Annotated in this window: 15 protein-coding genes; 6 read left to right on the plus strand and 9 right to left on the minus strand. The window is 62.9% G+C overall.

Going from position 1 to position 15,670, the window contains the following annotated elements; translation table 11 throughout:
* Positions 1-16 precede the first annotated feature (16 nt).
* Complete coding sequence (rlmKL, locus tag IWW33_RS03415) at positions 17-2,209, minus strand: bifunctional 23S rRNA (guanine(2069)-N(7))-methyltransferase RlmK/23S rRNA (guanine(2445)-N(2))-methyltransferase RlmL (RefSeq protein WP_046786490.1); 2,193 nt, start codon at positions 2,207-2,209, stop codon at positions 17-19.
* A 562-nt stretch (positions 2,210-2,771) separates the two neighbouring features.
* Here rlmKL and IWW33_RS03420 point away from each other — a divergent pair.
* Entirely contained in the window at positions 2,772-2,987 is a 216-nt protein-coding gene (locus IWW33_RS03420) for a ribosome modulation factor (protein ID WP_003248687.1), read from the plus strand.
* A 98-nt stretch (positions 2,988-3,085) separates the two neighbouring features.
* On the opposite strand, the gene IWW33_RS03425 is transcribed toward IWW33_RS03420, so the two are convergent.
* Positions 3,086-4,111 carry a quinone-dependent dihydroorotate dehydrogenase gene (locus IWW33_RS03425; RefSeq protein WP_046786491.1) on the minus strand — a complete coding sequence of 342 codons (1,026 nt, stop codon included), beginning with the start codon at positions 4,109-4,111 and terminating at the stop codon, positions 3,086-3,088.
* Positions 4,112-4,239: 128 nt separating this feature from the next.
* Between IWW33_RS03425 and IWW33_RS03430 the strand changes: the two genes are divergently transcribed.
* The 5 genes from IWW33_RS03430 to cobA all read left to right on the plus strand — a co-directional run bounded on the left by IWW33_RS03430 (position 4,240) and on the right by cobA (position 9,851).
* A complete protein-coding gene (locus IWW33_RS03430; RefSeq protein ID WP_115275427.1) occupies positions 4,240-5,442 on the plus strand; it encodes a CmpA/NrtA family ABC transporter substrate-binding protein in 1,203 nt (400 codons plus the stop codon).
* An 11-nt stretch (positions 5,443-5,453) separates the two neighbouring features.
* A complete protein-coding gene (locus tag IWW33_RS03435) occupies positions 5,454-6,029 on the plus strand; it encodes an ANTAR domain-containing protein (protein ID WP_039602393.1) in 576 nt (191 codons plus the stop codon).
* A 165-nt stretch (positions 6,030-6,194) separates the two neighbouring features.
* On the plus strand, positions 6,195-7,406 hold the full coding sequence (locus IWW33_RS03440; RefSeq protein ID WP_046786493.1) for a nitrate/nitrite transporter: 1,212 nt from the start codon (positions 6,195-6,197) through the stop codon (positions 7,404-7,406).
* A gap of 9 nt (positions 7,407-7,415) precedes the next feature.
* Positions 7,416-9,083, plus strand: a complete 1,668-nt coding sequence (locus tag IWW33_RS03445; protein WP_196914198.1) for a bifunctional protein-serine/threonine kinase/phosphatase — start codon at positions 7,416-7,418, stop codon at positions 9,081-9,083.
* 27 nt (positions 9,084-9,110) lie between these two features.
* Positions 9,111-9,851 (plus strand): uroporphyrinogen-III C-methyltransferase, encoded by a 741-nt coding sequence (gene cobA, locus IWW33_RS03450; protein WP_174141795.1) that lies wholly within the window; start codon positions 9,111-9,113, stop codon positions 9,849-9,851.
* Between the two features lie 97 nt (positions 9,852-9,948).
* Here cobA and IWW33_RS03455 read toward each other — a convergent pair whose 3' ends face one another.
* From IWW33_RS03455 to IWW33_RS03485, 7 genes are all read right to left on the minus strand, one after another.
* Positions 9,949-10,986, minus strand: a complete 1,038-nt coding sequence (locus IWW33_RS03455; protein ID WP_039603738.1) for an OmpA family protein — start codon at positions 10,984-10,986, stop codon at positions 9,949-9,951.
* 110 nt (positions 10,987-11,096) lie between these two features.
* A complete protein-coding gene (gene sigX / locus IWW33_RS03460) occupies positions 11,097-11,663 on the minus strand; it encodes an RNA polymerase sigma factor SigX (protein ID WP_039603739.1) in 567 nt (188 codons plus the stop codon).
* A gap of 113 nt (positions 11,664-11,776) precedes the next feature.
* Positions 11,777-12,601, minus strand: coding sequence for a mechanosensitive ion channel domain-containing protein (locus IWW33_RS03465; RefSeq protein ID WP_012313513.1), 825 nt, complete (start codon positions 12,599-12,601; stop codon positions 11,777-11,779).
* Between the two features lie 2 nt (positions 12,602-12,603).
* Complete coding sequence (locus IWW33_RS03470; RefSeq protein ID WP_115275429.1) at positions 12,604-12,867, minus strand: CrfX protein; 264 nt, start codon at positions 12,865-12,867, stop codon at positions 12,604-12,606.
* A 112-nt stretch (positions 12,868-12,979) separates the two neighbouring features.
* Positions 12,980-13,975: a zinc transporter ZntB gene (locus IWW33_RS03475; RefSeq protein ID WP_046786497.1), complete on the minus strand. Its 996-nt coding sequence runs from the start codon at positions 13,973-13,975 to the stop codon at positions 12,980-12,982.
* 27 nt (positions 13,976-14,002) lie between these two features.
* Positions 14,003-14,494, minus strand: a complete 492-nt coding sequence (gene rraA, locus IWW33_RS03480) for a ribonuclease E activity regulator RraA (RefSeq protein WP_012313510.1) — start codon at positions 14,492-14,494, stop codon at positions 14,003-14,005.
* Between the two features lie 139 nt (positions 14,495-14,633).
* Positions 14,634-15,626 (minus strand): alpha/beta fold hydrolase, encoded by a 993-nt coding sequence (locus IWW33_RS03485; protein ID WP_223255122.1) that lies wholly within the window; start codon positions 15,624-15,626, stop codon positions 14,634-14,636.
* Positions 15,627-15,670 lie beyond the last annotated feature (44 nt).

Consider the following 15,670-nt stretch of genomic DNA (forward strand, 5'->3'; position numbering starts at 1 on the left):
AATGTTGCCTGTCGCTTTAGCGCAATTGCAGGCGCCAGGCGCGGTGGATACGGTTGTTGCGGGCGAAGTCCGGGTCCAGTGTCTGCGCAGTGATTTCCTCTACCACGTAGCGCGCAGCCAGATGCTCGTCGAGCTGGAACTTGCGGAAGTTGTTGGAGAAGTACAACACACCACCGGGCGCCAGGCGCGCCATGGCCAGGTCGAGCAGTTGCACGTGGTCACGCTGCACGTCGAACACGCCTTCCATACGTTTGGAGTTGGAGAAGGTCGGCGGGTCGATGAAGATCAGGTCGTAAGTGTCGCGATTGGCTTCCAGCCAGGCCATGACATCACCCTGCTCCAGGCGGTTGCGCTCGGAGAAGCCGTTCAGCGACAGGTTACGCCGCGCCCAGTCCAGGTAGGTCTTGGACAGGTCGACGCTGGTGGTACTGCGCGCACCGCCCTTGGCGGCATGCACGCTGGCCGTAGCGGTGTAACAGAACAGGTTGAGGAAGCGCTTGTCGGCGGCCTCGCGCTGAATGCGCATGCGCATTGGGCGGTGGTCGAGGAACAGGCCAGTGTCGAGGTAGTCGGTGAGGTTGACCAGCAGCTTGACGCCGCCTTCACTGACCTCATGGAAGCGCCCTTCGGTGGCCTGGCGCTCATACTGGCGGGTGCCGCTCTGCCGCTCACGGCGCTTGAGCACCACGCGCTGCGGGTCGACGCCCAGCGCCTGGGGGATCGCCGACAAGGCATCGAGCAGGCGCGCCTGGGCCTTTTCCGGGTCGATCGAGCGCGGCGCAGCGTACTCCTGTACGTGTACCCAATCCTGATAGAGGTCGACCGCCAAGGCATATTCAGGCATATCGGCATCGTATACGCGGTAGCAGCCGATCTGTTCCTTGCGGGCCCACTTGCCCAGTTGCTTGAGGTTCTTGTGCAGGCGGTTGGCGAACATCTGAGCGCCTTCGGACAGGCGTGCAGGCTCACTGGCTACCGGCAGCGGTCGGCGGGTATCACCGCTATCGGCCTGGGCCTCGCGACGTTCACCGGTAACGAACTGGTCAGGCTGCACCTTGAACAGCAGCAGCTTGCACGGCAGCGCGCCGTTCCAGAACGCATATTGCTTGTGGCTACGGATGCCCATGCGCTTGCCCAGCTCCGGCGCACCGGTGAACACTGCAGCTTCCCAGCCCATGCACGCCTGGCGCAGGCGCTCGCCGAGGTTCTGGTAGAGGTACAGCAAGCTGGCTTCGTCACCCAGGCGTTCGCCGTAGGGCGGGTTGCTGATGACCAGGCCCTTCTGGTTTTGATCCGGGCGCGGCTCGAAGCTGGCGACTTCTCCCTGATAGATCTTGACCCACTCACTCAGGCCTGCGCGTTCGACGTTGTTGCGCCCCGGCTGGATCAGCCGCGGGTCTGCCTCGTAGCCGCGAATCCACAGCGGCGGTTTGGCCAGGCCGGCCTGTGCACGGGCCTGAGCCTCTTCGTGAACCTTGCGCCAGGTGGCCGGCACATGGCCAAGCCAGGCGCTGAAGCCCCAGCGCTCGCGCTTGAGGTTAGGTGCCATATCGGCGGCGATCATCGCCGCTTCGACCAGGAAGGTGCCTACACCGCACATCGGGTCGGCCAGGGCGCCACCCTCGGCGGCGATGCGTGGCCAGCCGGCACGGATCAGCACCGCCGCGGCCAGGTTTTCCTTGAGCGGCGCAGCACCTTGCTGCAGGCGATAGCCGCGCTGGTGCAGGCTGTGGCCGGAGAGGTCGAGCGAAAGAATCGCCTCGCCCCGGTCCAGACGCAGGTGAACACGCACGTCCGGGTCGACTTTTTCTACCGATGGGCGCAGACCTTCACGATTGCGCAGTTTGTCGACGATGGCATCCTTGACCTTCAGCGCGCCAAAGTGGGTGTTGTCGATGCCCGAGCCATGGCCGCTGAACTCGACCGCCAGGGTACCGTCGGCCGCCAGGTGATCGGCCCAGTCGACAGCGTTCACGCCATCGTAAAGGTCGTCGGCATTTTTCATGTTGAAGCGCTTGAGCACCAGCAGCACGCGGTTGGCCAGACGCGACCAGAGGCACAGGCGGTAGGCGGTTTCCATGTCGGCCGCGCCGCGGATGGCCGAGGTGTGCTCGCGCACATCGTCAAGGCCCAGGCCCTTGGCCTCTTCGGCAAGCAGGCCTTCCAGGCCTTTGGGGCAGGTGAGATAAAGTTCGAAACGGTCCGACATGTGTATTCCAGAGCCTTGGGCTATTTGAGTGACGAAGCGACGCATCGCCCCGCCGATGTTTGCCCGAACGCCCTTCCAGCAAGCGTCCGAGTGGCCTTGATCTGCGCAGTATGCAGCAGCTGATGGGCCGGGCCGCCTGATCGATCTGCTCTCGCCAGTGGCAGAGACAGCTTAGATCATCAGGCAGTACAAAAAATTTCTGTCGACTTCAGGGTCGATGTGACCCTTCGTCGCATTACCAAATATTTCTTTCATCGCAGCGCAACGCTGGCGAAATGACGTCAAGGTTCAGCAAACCCCGGCCATAGCGGGCTCAACGCCAAACAAGGTTGAGTCGCATTTATTTACTTATCCCTTCACCCTTGGAAACGTTACGTGCTTATGACAAATCGATCATTCCCTCGGTGACTCGCATTCGTTAGAACTGGTCTCAGGCCGCTTCGCAACGAAGTGGCACTTTCAGCCCGCCACGCCGGCAGCGGGCGCAAACCGGCAGAAAGACTCTGCCCGGCCTCGGAGAGGCCGACGGGACATTACAGTCAACAAGTGAGGGCAACACCCTATGAGAAGACTTAAGCGTGATCCGTTGGAAAGAGCATATTCACGTGGCTACCAATATGGGGTCACCGGCAAATCCCGCGAACTTTGCCCCTTCAATCTTCCTTCTGTTCGCCAAGCCTGGATCAACGGCTGGCGTGAAGGTCGCGGTGATAACTGGGACGGAATGACTGGCACCGCTGGCATCCATAGACTCAACGAAAATCACGCCGTTGGCTGAACGAGGACACTGAATTCGAGTCACCATGCACGCCCCATCCGGGCGGCGGGCTAAGGCCCAGGGGCCCCTTGACGGGGCCCTTTTTTATGCCTGCGTGATCATGCCCGCGGCATTGCGGCGATCGCATCCACTGCCTCACGGATCAGCGCCGGCCCTTTATAGATGAAGCCTGAGTAGATCTGCACCAGGCTCGCGCCAGCGGCAATCTTCTCTGCGGCATGCCGGCCTTCGGTGATACCCCCAGCAGCAATAATCGGCATCTTGCCGCCCAGCTCGGCCGACAGCACCTTGACGATATGGGTGCTCTTTTCCAGTACCGGTGCACCGGAAAGGCCGCCCGCCTCCCCCCCATACGGCAGGTTTTCCACACCTTCACGGCCCATGGTGGTGTTGGTAGCGATCACCGCATCCATGCCCGATTCCATCAGCGTTGCCGCCACCAGCGCAGTTTCTTCATCACTCATGTCCGGCGCGATCTTGATCGCCAGCGGCACACGCTTGCCATGCTCGCCGGCCAGCTGTTCGCGGCGCTCGGCCAGGGCATCGAGCAGCTGCTTGAGCGAATCGCCGAACTGCAGGCTGCGAAGGCCTGGGGTATTGGGCGAGCTGATGTTCACGGTGATGTAGCTGGCGTGGCCATAGACCTTGTTCAGGCAGATCAGGTAATCGTCGACCGCGCGCTCTACCGGGGTGTCGAAGTTCTTGCCGATGTTGATGCCCAGCACACCGTCATAACGCGCGGCGCGCACCCGCTCGAGCAAGTGATCGACGCCCAGGTTGTTGAAGCCCATGCGGTTGATGATTGCCGTGGCCTCTGGCAGGCGGAACAAGCGCGGCTTCGGGTTGCCCGGCTGCGCTCGCGGGGTCACGGTGCCGATCTCGACAAAACCGAAGCCCAGCTGGGCAAAGCCATCGATGGCCGCGCCATTCTTGTCCAGGCCTGCCGCCAGGCCGACCGGATTGGCGAAGTTCAAGCCCATCACCGACACCGGCAATGCCGCCGGCTGCTTGCACAGCGCGCCGTTGAGCCCGAGGCGGCCACCGGCGCCGATCAGGTCCAGGGACAGGTCATGGGAGGTTTCCGGGGAAAGCTTGAACAGCAGCTGGCGGGCCAGGGTATACATGGGCGGGCAAGGCTCAGGGGTGAGTGAGGTTGCGATTATAGCCAGCGTGCGGCCGGCATGACAGCGCCTTGGCACATGCGTTGCTACATCGCCTGCACACAGCCTATTCAGTACAGGCGAGGATCTACGTGAATACATCACCCCTGGCATGGGTCAACGGCAGCGATGCGCCAGAAAAACCCAGCCTCGATATCGGTTTCATGGCCCTGACCGATTGTGCTTCGGTTGTGGTAGCGGCCACCCAGGGCTTCGCCCAGCAACACGGCCTGACACTCAACCTCAAACGCCAGGGCTCATGGGCCGGCCTGCGCGACAAACTGGCCAGCGGTGAACTGGATGCCGCTCATTGCCTCTATGGCCTGGTCTATGCCGTGCACCTGGGCATCGGCGGGGTGCCGGCCAGCGACATGGCGGTGCTCATGGGGCTGAACCAGAATGCCCAGGCCATCAACCTCTCCCCCGCCCTTCAGCGCAAGGCTGTGACCACACCTGAAGCACTGGCACGTCACGTGCACCAGCAGGGTGCAAAACTGACCTTCGCCCAGACATTCCCCACTGGCACCCATGCCATGTGGCTGTATTACTGGCTGGCGAGCCAAGGCATTCACCCCCTGCACGACGTCAATAGCGTGGTGGTGCCACCGGCGCAAATGATGGCGCACATCCAGGCTGGCCGGATCGATGGCTTCTGCGTCGGCGAACCCTGGGCAGGCGCCGCCGTAGCGCAGGGCCAGGGCTTTACCTTGGCTACCAGCCAGTCGATCTGGCCCGACCACCCGGAAAAGGTCCTGGCCTGCGCCCGCACCTTTGCCGAGCAGTACCCAAACAGCGCCCGGGCGCTGGTCAAAGCGATCCTCGCCGCCAGCCGCTTCATCGAACAAAGCCAGGAAAATCGCCACGGCACCGCGCAACTGCTCAGCGGCAGCGCCTACCTGGATACGCCCATTGAAAACATCGAACCGCGGCTGCTCGGGGTGTATCAGGACGGCCTTGGCAACCACTGGCAGGACCATCATGCCCTGCGCCTGTTCGATCAGGGGCGGGCCAATGTGCCTTACCTGTCCGACGGCATGTGGTTCATGACCCAGTTCCGTCGCTGGGGGCTGCTGCGCGATGATCCCGACTACCTCGGCGTGGCGCGCCAGGTCCAGCAGCTGGCGCTTTACCAAGAAGCCGCCGAGGCGCTGGGCGTGGCTTGCCCTGGCACGCCCATGCGCAGCAGCCTGCTGATCGACGGTATCCGCTGGGATGGCAGCGACCCATACGGCTACGCCCGCAGCTTCAGCCTGCACGCCTTGGGCGATACGCCCGATGCCCGTATCGGTCTGTGAGGGTCACCAACATGCTGCGCATCCTGCTGATCGACGATACCCAGAACAAGCTCGGCCGCCTCAAGGCTGCACTGCGCGAAGCCGGCTTCGAGGTGATCGAGGCGCCAGACCTGACCATCGACCTGCCCGCCTGCGTCGAGATGGTGCACCCGGACGTGGTGTTGATCGATACCGACTCACCCGACCGTGACGTGATGGAACAGGTGGTGATGGTGAGCCGCGACCAGCCGCGGCCGATCGTGCTGTTCACCGACGAGCATGACCCCGGGGTGATGCGCCAGGCGATCCAGGCCGGGGTCAGCGCGTACATCGTCGAGGGCATCCACGCCGCCCGCTTGCAGCCAATCCTGGACGTGGCCATGGCCCGCTTCGAGAGCGACCAGGCGCTCAAGGCCCAGCTGCAGGCCCGCGACCAGCAACTGGCCGAGCGCAAGCGCATCGAGCAGGCCAAAGGCCTGCTGATGAAAATGAAAGACTGCAACGAAGAACAGGCGTACACCCTGATGCGCCGGCAGGCCATGAGCCGCCAGCAGAAGCTGATCCAGGTGGCTGAGCAGATCATCGCCATGCACGAGATGCTGGGGTAAGCAGGCGACCGTACAATGTTGGCCCAGCTCTTGCTGAAGATATCGCACCGGTAGCCAACGGCGGTTGCCCACAAACCCCGACAAAGACGTCGCTCACCCCTCCATGCCAGTGGACCGGGTAGCGGCGTCTTTTCGTTTCCGTTGCATTGCCGAGTGAGGTGTTCGATGAGTACCAGCTTCTGGAAATCCGGGCATGTGCCCACGCTGTTCGCTGCGTTCCTGTATTTCGACCTGAGCTTCATGGTGTGGTACCTGCTCGGCCCGCTGGCCGTACAGATCGCCACCGACCTGCAACTGAGTGCACAGCAACGGGGCCTGATGGTCGCAACACCCATCCTCGCCGGTGCCGTGCTGCGTTTTGTCATGGGCCTGCTGGTCGACCGCCTCTCACCGAAAACCGCCGGGCTGATCGGCCAGGTCATCGTGATTGTCGCCCTGGCCTGTGCCTGGTACCTGGGCGTGCACACCTACGAGCAAGCCCTGCTGCTCGGTGTGTTTCTCGGTGTTGCCGGCGCCTCGTTCGCCGTGTCGCTGCCGCTGGCCTCGCAATGGTATCCGCCGCAACACCAGGGCAAGGCGATGGGCATCGCTGGCGCGGGCAACTCCGGCACCGTCTTCGCCGCGTTGCTGGCCCCGGTGCTGGCCGCAGGCTTTGGCTGGAACAACGTGTTCGGTTTCGCCGTGATCCCGCTGCTGGTGACGGTCGTGGTGTTCGCCCTGCTCGCGCGCAATGCACCACAACGGCCCAAGCCAAAGGCCATGGCCGACTACCTCAAGGCGCTGGGTGATCGTGACAGCTGGTGGTTCATGTTCTTCTACAGCGTCACCTTCGGCGGCTTCATCGGCCTGGCCAGCGCCCTGCCCGGCTATTTCAGCGACCAGTACGGCCTCAGCCCGATCACGGCAGGCTACTACACCGCCGCCTGCGTGTTCGCCGGCAGCCTGATGCGCCCGCTGGGCGGCGCCCTGGCCGACCGTTTCGGCGGTATCCGCACCCTGCTTGGCATGTACAGCGTGGCCGCCATCTGCATCGCTGCCGTCGGCTTCAACCTGCCCAGCGCCACAGCGGCCCTGGCGTTGTTCGTCAGCGCCATGCTCGGCCTGGGCGCGGGCAACGGTGCGGTGTTCCAGCTGGTCCCCCAACGCTTCCGCCAGGAGATCGGCGTGATGACCGGGCTGATCGGCATGGCCGGCGGCATCGGCGGCTTCCTGCTGGCAGCCGGGCTCGGCACCATCAAGCAGCACACCGGTGACTACCAGATGGGCCTGTGGCTGTTTGCCAGCCTGGGCCTGCTGGCCTGGTTCGGACTGCACGGGGTCAAGCAGCGCTGGCGCACCACCTGGGGTTCTGCAGCGGTCACCGCGGCGCGGGTCTGAGGCGAACCGATGAGCCTGCAACTGAGTTTCGCCCAGGCCAGCGCCACGGGGCCGCGCGAGGAGAACCAGGACGCCTTGCGCCTGGTCACCCCGGCGCCGGAGCTTGCCGCCAGCAAGGGTTACCTGTTCGCCCTTGCCGACGGCGTCAGCCAATGTGCTGACGGCGGCCTTGCAGCACGTGCCAGCTTGCAGGCCCTGGCCATGGATTACTACGCCACCCCCGCCACCTGGGGCGTGGCGCAGGCACTGGACCGCCTGCTGTCGGCACAGAACCGCTGGCTGCGCGCTCAGGGCAGCCAGCCGCTGCTGACCACGCTCAGCGCGCTGGTGCTGCGCGGACGCCGCTTCACCCTGGCACACGTCGGCGACTGCCGCGCCTATCGCTGGCACGACGGCCGCCTGCAGTGCCTGAGTGAAGACCATGTGTGGGACCAACCCGGCATGCAGCATGTGCTCAAACGCGCACTGGGCCTGGACCAGCACCTGCTGGTGGACTACCTGGACGGTGAGCTGCAGCCCGGCGAGTGCTACCTGTTGCTCAGTGACGGCGTCTGGGCCAGCCTGGGTGACCAGCACATCCAGGCCGTACTGCGCGAGCAGCCCGACCTGCAACTGGCCGCCGATACACTGGTCGCCAGCGCCCACCACAATGGCAGCCAGGACAATGCCAGCGCCCTGCTGGTACGGGTCGAGCGCGTGGGCACGGCCAACCTTGGCGATACCCTGGTTCAACTGCAGCAATGGCCCTTACCCCGCGAACTGCGCGAAGGCCAGGCAATCGATGGCTGGCAGATCGAGGCGCGCCTGGCACAAAGCCGCCAATCGCTGTTGTACCGCGTGCGCGACAGCCAGGGCCAGCCGTGGCTACTGAAAACCTTGCCCGCGGAACGCGAACAAGAGCCGGGCGCTGCCCAGGCGCTGTTGCTTGAGGAATGGTTCCTGCGCCGCGTAGCCGGCCGCCATTTCCCCGAACTGCACGCCGCCAGCCAGCGCCAGCACCTGTATTACGTGATGCGCGAGCACAGCGGCCGAACCCTGGCCGCCCAGCTGGCCGAGCAGGGCCCGTTGCCACTGGCACAGTGGCTGGAAGTGGCCCGCCAGTTACTGCAGGCCGTTGGTGTGCTGCACCGACGCAACCTGCTGCACCGTGACATCAAGCCCGACAACCTGCACCTGGGCGAAGACGGCCAACTGCGCCTGCTGGACTTCGGCCTGGCGTACTGCCCAGGGCTGTCCGAGGACCCGCGCCACGAACTCCCCGGCACGCCTTCGTACATCGCCCCGGAAGCCTTCGACGGCCAGCCGCCGAGCCCGCGCCAAGACCTCTACGCAGTGGGTGTGACGCTCTACCACCTGTTGACCGGGCATTACCCCTATGGCGAGGTCGAAGCTTTCCAGCGCCCGCGCTTTGGCCAATCGGTCAATGCCGCGCGCTATCGCCCCGACTTGCCGGAATGGCTGCAGCACAACCTGCAGCAAGCCGTGGCCACGGACCCGGCGCAGCGCTTCGAAACCGCTGAACAGTGGTTGCTGCTGCTCGAACGGGGTGACCGCCAGGCGCTCTACAGCCATCCACGCCCACTGCTTGAACGGGAGCCACTGAAGGTCTGGCGCACCCTGGCCCTGCTGTCCCTGCTGCTCAACCTGATACTGCTGTTCAGCCTGTTCAAGGGCTGAGCACGCCTTGCCGATGAGGAAACCCTGATGAATGCGAAAGTCTGGCTGGTCGGTGCCGGCCCTGGTGACCCCGAACTGCTCACCCTGAAAGCCGTGCGTGCGCTGCAACAGGCCCATGTAGTGATGATCGACGACCTGGTCAACCCGGCCGTGCTGGAACACTGCCCGCAGGCACGGGTGATCGCCGTGGGCAAACGGGGTGGCTGCCGCTCCACGCCCCAGGCGTTCATTCAGCGCCTGATGCTGCGCCACGCACGGCAGGGCCGCTGCGTTGTGCGGCTCAAAGGCGGCGACCCGTGCATTTTTGGCCGTGGCGGTGAGGAGGCCTTGTGGCTGCAAGGGCATGGCATCGAGGTGGAGGTGGTAAACGGTATTACTGCAGGCCTGGCAGGCGCGACCCAGTGTGGCATTTCGCTTACCTCACGCGGGATCAGCCGTGGCGTGACACTGGTGACCGCGCACACCCAGGATGACAGCGAGCTGAACTGGACGGCGCTGGCACAGGGTGGCACGACCCTGGTGGTGTACATGGGGGTAGCGAGGCTGGAGCAGATTCGCCAGGGCTTGCTGGACGGCGGCATGGCGCCGGGGATGCCGGTGGCGATGATCGAGAATGCGTCACTGCCCGGGCAACGCGAGTGCCGCAGCGACTTGCGGGGGATGCTGGAGGATGCGCGGGCGTTCAGCTTGCGCAGCCCGGCAATCCTGGTGATTGGCGAGGTGGCAGGGAACCTGGAGGTCCATCAGCGGATGGCGGCAGCCGGATGACGCGGTGTTCATCGGCTTAATGCCTTGCCTGGAAACTACATGCTCCAGACACGAAAAACCCGGCCGAGGCCGGGTTTTTCAGTGAAGCTTCAACCAATTACTTGGCTTGGGCTTCTACCTGAGCTTCAACGCGACGGTTGACAGCACGGCCTTCTTCGGTGGCGTTGTCGGCAACCGGACGGGTTTCGCCGTAGCCAACCGAGTCAACACGAGTCGACTCAACACCGTACTGCTGGGTCAGCACGTCTTTGACGGCGTTGGCACGACGCTCGGACAGCTTCTGGTTGTAAGCGTCTGGGCCCACGGAGTCAGTGTGACCTTCAACCACGGTGGTGGTCTGTGGGTACTGCTTCATGAAGTCAGCCAGGTTCTTGATGTCGCCGTAGCTGTTAGGCTTGACGACCGACTTGTCGAAGTCGAACTTGACGTCCAGCTCAACGCGAACGACTTCGGCAACAGCCGGGCAGCCATCAGCGTCAACGGTAACGTTGGCTGGGGTGTCTGGGCACTTGTCGACGTTGTCGCAAACGCCATCGTTGTCGCTGTCGGAGCAGACTTCAGCAACTGGAGCAGGAGCCGGGGCAACTTTGCCACCGCTGCCACCGAAGTTCAGACCCACACCAACGGTCGGGCCCCACTCGGTGTTGCCGTTGTCGATGTTGTACATGGCTTCTACGCCGGCACGGGCGAAGAACATGTCGGTGATGTACCACTTGGCGCCAGCGCCAACGTTGGCGAAGGTGGAGTGGTCACGGCCGCTACGAGTGGCCTGGCCCAGGCTCTCGTGAGCGAAACCAGCGGAAACGTACGGACGCAGCGCGTCGCCTACGGTACCGAAGTGGTAGGTAGCGTCGAGCTTGGCTTTGGAACCTTTGATGTCTTTGTTGAAGACTTCGCCACGAGCGTTGTGGGTCTCGTTGTAGCCCAGGTCCAGGGAGACGTCGTCGGTCAGGAAGTAACCGAGGCGAACACCAGGGTTGGTGCCGTCGTTCTGGAAGTTACGCTCGCTGTCGTAGTACTGCTTGGTCACGTTGCCTTCGATTTCGACAGCGCCTTGGCCTTGTGCCAGAACGCCGAACGAAGTAGCAGCAACGAGCGAGCCAATGGCCAAGCCCAAGGTGTTTTTCAATTTCATCCGTTAAATCCCCATCTGGTGATAGTTAAGCAGTCCCACCAAAATCCGGCGGACAACTCGACGGCAAGTCTAGCAGAACTTGCCGATTCGTTAGAGATATTCGCAAGGGGCTAAGTTTCATCCATACCTGCAAATTTCTCTCTAAGCTTGTCCAGCGCACGCTTGTAGCGCATTTTCGTTGCGCTCAGGCCCATGTGCATGATATCCGCGATCTCCTGAAATTCCAGTTCCGCAACAAATCGCAGCACCAGAATTTCCCGGTCGATCGGGTTCACGTACACAAGCCATTTGTCCAGGCCACCCTTTTCTTCGGGTTTGGGTGCCTTGTCTTCAGACGCCTCTTCAACAGGGTCAAGACTCAAGGCATCCATCAACCGACGTTTGCGGCGCTCCTTGCGGTACTGGGTAATGCACTCGTTATAGGTAATGCTGTAGAGCCAGGTCTTGAACTTGGATTTACCCTCGAAGTTCTTCAGACCGTAAAGCACCTTGAGCATCACCTCCTGACAGACATCGTCAGCATCCCGGTCGTTCCCCAGATAACGCGCGCACACGTTGAACAGGGTCCGCTGGTAGCGCCGCATGAGCTCTTCATAGGCGCGGGTAACGTGATACAGCTCCTCATGCGAACGCGCCACCAACTCCTCGTCGGTGAGCTCGCGCGGGTCGTAACGCATGGGCGGCGAATGAACTTTATTCAAAACGGATCTGGCCGACAGTCAGGTCAATGTCGCCGCTCGGCCACGTGGGCGGATTTCTGCGGCGGCATACATTAACAGCTTTTGGACAATTAGCGGCTATTGACGCGTTGCTCGAGCAGCACACGATTAGACAACGACACCAGTTCGCCATCATCGGTCAGCAACGTCGTCTTTACCGTGCCGATCTCCTCGATCTGCCCCTCGACCTCTCCAATCCGCACCTGCTGGCCGACCTGGTAAAGCTCACGCACATAGATACCGGCCAGAATCTGCCCAGCGATTTCGCGACTGCCGAGCCCCATCGCAAGCGCAACGGCCAGACCAACGGTAATCAGCCCGATCACGATCACATGGTTGAGCAGGTCGGTCTTGACCTCGAGCTGGCTGATCGCCACCGAAATACTGATGATGATCACCAGGCCTTGGGTAATGCGCCCAAGGCCTGCGGAATACTCAAGGCCGATACCTTCGGCAGCGCCACGCACCAGGCCGTTGGCCACTTGCGCCAGCAGCACGCCAACCAGCAACACCAAGGCCGCACCAAATACCTTTGGCAGGTAGAGGGCAAGCATGTCGAGGGTTGCGGAGACGCGCTCGAGGCCTAGCGATTCGGCAGCAGAGACCAGGAAAATCAGCAGTACGAACCAGTAGACGATCTTGCCGATCAAAGTCGAGATCGGCACCTGAATGCCGCCACGGCTGAGCATTTTGGTCAAGCCGGTACCGGCCATCAGGCGATCCAGACCAAACTTGGCCAGCAGCTTGGACAACAGCGTATCGAGCAGCTTGGCCACCACGAAACCGAGCAGCACCACGACCAGCGCGCCGAACAGGTTGGGGATGAAGTTCGCCACCTTGGTCCATAGGGCGGTCATGGCAGTGACCAGGCTCTGGGTCCAGAGATCGAGTTCCATATTCAATCGGCCTTATCAGCTTTGCTGCCGTCGGCAGCGTTACGGGCAGAAGTGCGGCGCACCGGCGCGACATGCGCCGAGCCATTGTTCACGGCGATCAGCAGCGCCTGGCTCCAGCGGCCAAGCAGGCTGAACAGGTCACCGGCGCCAACCTGGCGGTTGGCGGTTTTCAGCACGCGACCCAGGCACGCAGCGTCGTCACGGTCCTCACCGGACGGCGACGCGTTGAGCAGGTCACGCAGGGATTGTTCAAACGGATCGTGCATGTGCACCTCGCGCAATGTCAGTCAGAGACGAGAGCGACAGACACCGGGTCACACTTCGGCTCATGTTGCGGCCGGCTTGCCAGCGACAGGGCCGGTGAATTCCAATAAGCATTCAAACCCACCGCAGCCGTCGGAACAGCCACCACTGCCCCACCGCAAGCCCGAGAACGACGATACAGGCAAACAGGAAACCATAGGGGTTTTCCGCCCCCGGAATGCCGCCGACATTGATCCCCAGCAACCCGGTGACGAAGCTCATGGGCAGGAAAATGCAGGTGATGATGCCGAAGCGGTACATGGTCCGGTTCATCCGCTCGCTGCGCCGCCGGTCCTCGCTTTCTAGCACCAGCGCGGCCCGCTCACGGGCCAGCTCCAGCTCTTCCAGGTAGCGGATCAGGCTGTTGTTCAGCTCGTTCCAGTAGTCTGCGTCCGCATCGGCGAACCAGCTCCAGCGGCTGCGCGACAGCTGGGCATAGATCTCCCGCTGCGGGGCGAGAAAACGCCGCAGGCCGGCGGCTCGGCGACGAATCTGCTGCAAGCTGCCGTGCTCAGGGCTGTACCGTTCGTCGGATTCAACCTTTTCTTCCTCCAGATCGACCAGCTCCGACAGATCGTTGACCAAACCCTGCACTTTCTCGGTGAGCAATTCGCCCATCAGCAGCAGCAACTCGGACGCCGATCTGGGCCCCCTGCCCTCGTCCAGCAGACGGAGAATTTCGTCACTGGCGCGCAAAGGCCGCAAGCGTAGCGAAATGACCCGCCGCGCCTGGGCGAAAATACGTACCGATACCATGTCTTCGGGCTCGGCGCCCGGGTTGAGGTTCACCCCACGCAAGAACAACAGCAGCTGTTCATCGGCCAGCGGCAACAGGCGCGGACGGGTGTTTTCCTCCAGCAGCAGGTCGCAGGCGAACTCACTCAGGCCGCTCTCTTGCTGCAGCCAGGTACGGGTCTGGGGATGACTGCGATCCCAGTGCAGCCACAGGCTTTGCTGTGGCTGCAACTGCAGATCGTCCAGCTCGGTCCGGGGGATCGAGCGCGCGCCGCCTTTACCATCGAGCACCAGGGCGTGCACCAGCCCCCACTGCGCGTTGTCTTCCTCGAACATCAAAGCTCCATCAGCGCGTGCGGCGCATCACTGCGGCATTTCCAGCGGGCTTGGCGAGACGATCACACCATTGTTGTCGGCATACACATACTCGCCAGGGCGGAACGTCACGCCGGCGAAGGTCACAGCCACATTGAGGTCGCCGATACCGCGCTTGTCGGTCTTCATCGGATGGCTGGCCAGCGCCTGCACACCGACGCTGGTCTGGATCAGCACATCGACGTCACGCACGCAGCCATAGATCACCAGGCCTTCCCAGCCGTTCTTGGCAGCCTTTTCGGCAAGCATGTCACCGAGCAATGCACAGCGCAGCGAACCACCGCCATCGACCACCAGAACCTTGCCCTTGCCGTCGAGCTCAACCTGCTCTTTGACCCGCGAGTTGTCCTCGAAGCACTTGATGGTAACGATCTGGCCACCAAATGAATCGCGGCCACCGAAGTTGCTGAACATCGGTTCCAGCACCTGGACCAGGTCCGGGTAGGCGTCGCACAGGTCGGGCGTTACGTAATGCTGCATGGGAAGCTCCTGTCAGTCACAACGAAAGCGGGTGTCTGCCAAGGCTACACCGGGGAGGCAGTCGCAGTCATCCGGGACTGCTCGGTCATCTGTATTTCGCCTGTCGTAGCCCAAGCGGGCCACGACACCCAGCAGAAAATCAGCTGACCGTGACTGGCTCCGTAACCACGGTCGCCCCATGCACCGGCAGCAACGGCTGGCGCAACCAGCGTTGCACCAATGGCCACACCTGCGCCTGCGCCGCCTTGCTCACCAGCATGTCGACATGCCCGAACGCCTCGAAGCCTTCCTCGCGCCCCAGCCTGAGGAACTGCTTGCGCTCGCCACCCAACTGATCGAACAGCTTGCGACAAGCCCACACCGGGTCCTGGAAGTCTCCCGCGCCAGCCACTGCCAGCACCGGCACATCCACCTCGGCAAGCCCCGCCCACCAGTCACTGTCCTCGTCACCAAAACGGCCAAACAGGCCGTGCCAACGCATGCTTTCCAGCGCCAGGCCTATCGGCTCATCCTCAGGCCCGCGCTTGAAGCGCGGGCCGGAAATCTGCCCCCAACGCCTGAGCAGCAGCTTTGCGCCCCAGGTCAGGGGTGGCACCTTCAACGGCCAGTACACCCGGCTGATCTGGGTACCGAAAAACGCGGCACTGGCGACCTGCCCGGACTGCAGAAAACCACCGCCAAGCGCTGCCGCCAAGGTGGTACCGCCAAGCGAATGGCCTATCCAGTGGGGGGCTGAACCGGACTGTTCTTCAACGAAGGCCGCGATCAGCGGCAAGTCATAGCGGGCATAATCAGCGACCCGGTTGTGCCGCCACTTGTGGTTGCGCGGCGACAACCCGTGGCCACGCATTTCCGGGATCCAGACATCGAAGCCCGCACGTGCCAGGTAAGCCCCCAGGCCAATGCCCTTGGGCGAATACCAGAAACGCCGATTGGAGAAACTGCCATGCAGGAGAATAACCGGCACGCCTTGGGCGCCACCCTGGTCGGCCAGCCCCAGGCGGGTCACGGCCAGTTCGACGCTGGGGTCAGGGCTGTTGCCGGCCTTGATCCGGTAGACGTCTTCACTGAGATCACCGCGGCGCTCGGCACTGAGCAAGGCCACGGGGAATAGAACACTGCTGCTTTGCATAAGGTTGCTTGATGCACAAAAAAGGGCGGGATCCATCACTGGAA

The sequence above is a fragment of the Pseudomonas sp. M2 genome (genome assembly GCF_015751845.1).
GTDB lineage: Bacteria > Pseudomonadota > Gammaproteobacteria > Pseudomonadales > Pseudomonadaceae > Aquipseudomonas > Aquipseudomonas putida_E.

Coding starts and splice junctions, on each gene's coding strand:
- rlmKL (WP_046786490.1), bottom strand. CDS start 2,209: ATGTCGGACCGTTTCGAACTTTATCTCACCTGCCCCAAAGGCCTGGAA.
- IWW33_RS03420 (WP_003248687.1), top strand. CDS start 2,772: ATGAGAAGACTTAAGCGTGATCCGTTGGAAAGAGCATATTCACGTGGC.
- IWW33_RS03425 (WP_046786491.1), bottom strand. CDS start 4,111: ATGTATACCCTGGCCCGCCAGCTGCTGTTCAAGCTTTCCCCGGAAACC.
- IWW33_RS03435 (WP_039602393.1), top strand. CDS start 5,454: ATGCTGCGCATCCTGCTGATCGACGATACCCAGAACAAGCTCGGCCGC.
- IWW33_RS03440 (WP_046786493.1), top strand. CDS start 6,195: ATGAGTACCAGCTTCTGGAAATCCGGGCATGTGCCCACGCTGTTCGCT.
- IWW33_RS03445 (WP_196914198.1), top strand. CDS start 7,416: ATGAGCCTGCAACTGAGTTTCGCCCAGGCCAGCGCCACGGGGCCGCGC.
- cobA (WP_174141795.1), top strand. CDS start 9,111: ATGAATGCGAAAGTCTGGCTGGTCGGTGCCGGCCCTGGTGACCCCGAA.
- IWW33_RS03455 (WP_039603738.1), bottom strand. CDS start 10,986: ATGAAATTGAAAAACACCTTGGGCTTGGCCATTGGCTCGCTCGTTGCT.
- sigX (WP_039603739.1), bottom strand. CDS start 11,663: ATGCGTTACGACCCGCGCGAGCTCACCGACGAGGAGTTGGTGGCGCGT.
- IWW33_RS03465 (WP_012313513.1), bottom strand. CDS start 12,601: ATGGAACTCGATCTCTGGACCCAGAGCCTGGTCACTGCCATGACCGCC.
- IWW33_RS03470 (WP_115275429.1), bottom strand. CDS start 12,867: ATGCACGATCCGTTTGAACAATCCCTGCGTGACCTGCTCAACGCGTCG.
- IWW33_RS03475 (WP_046786497.1), bottom strand. CDS start 13,975: ATGTTCGAGGAAGACAACGCGCAGTGGGGGCTGGTGCACGCCCTGGTG.
- rraA (WP_012313510.1), bottom strand. CDS start 14,494: ATGCAGCATTACGTAACGCCCGACCTGTGCGACGCCTACCCGGACCTG.
- IWW33_RS03485 (WP_223255122.1), bottom strand. CDS start 15,626: ATGCAAAGCAGCAGTGTTCTATTCCCCGTGGCCTTGCTCAGTGCCGAG.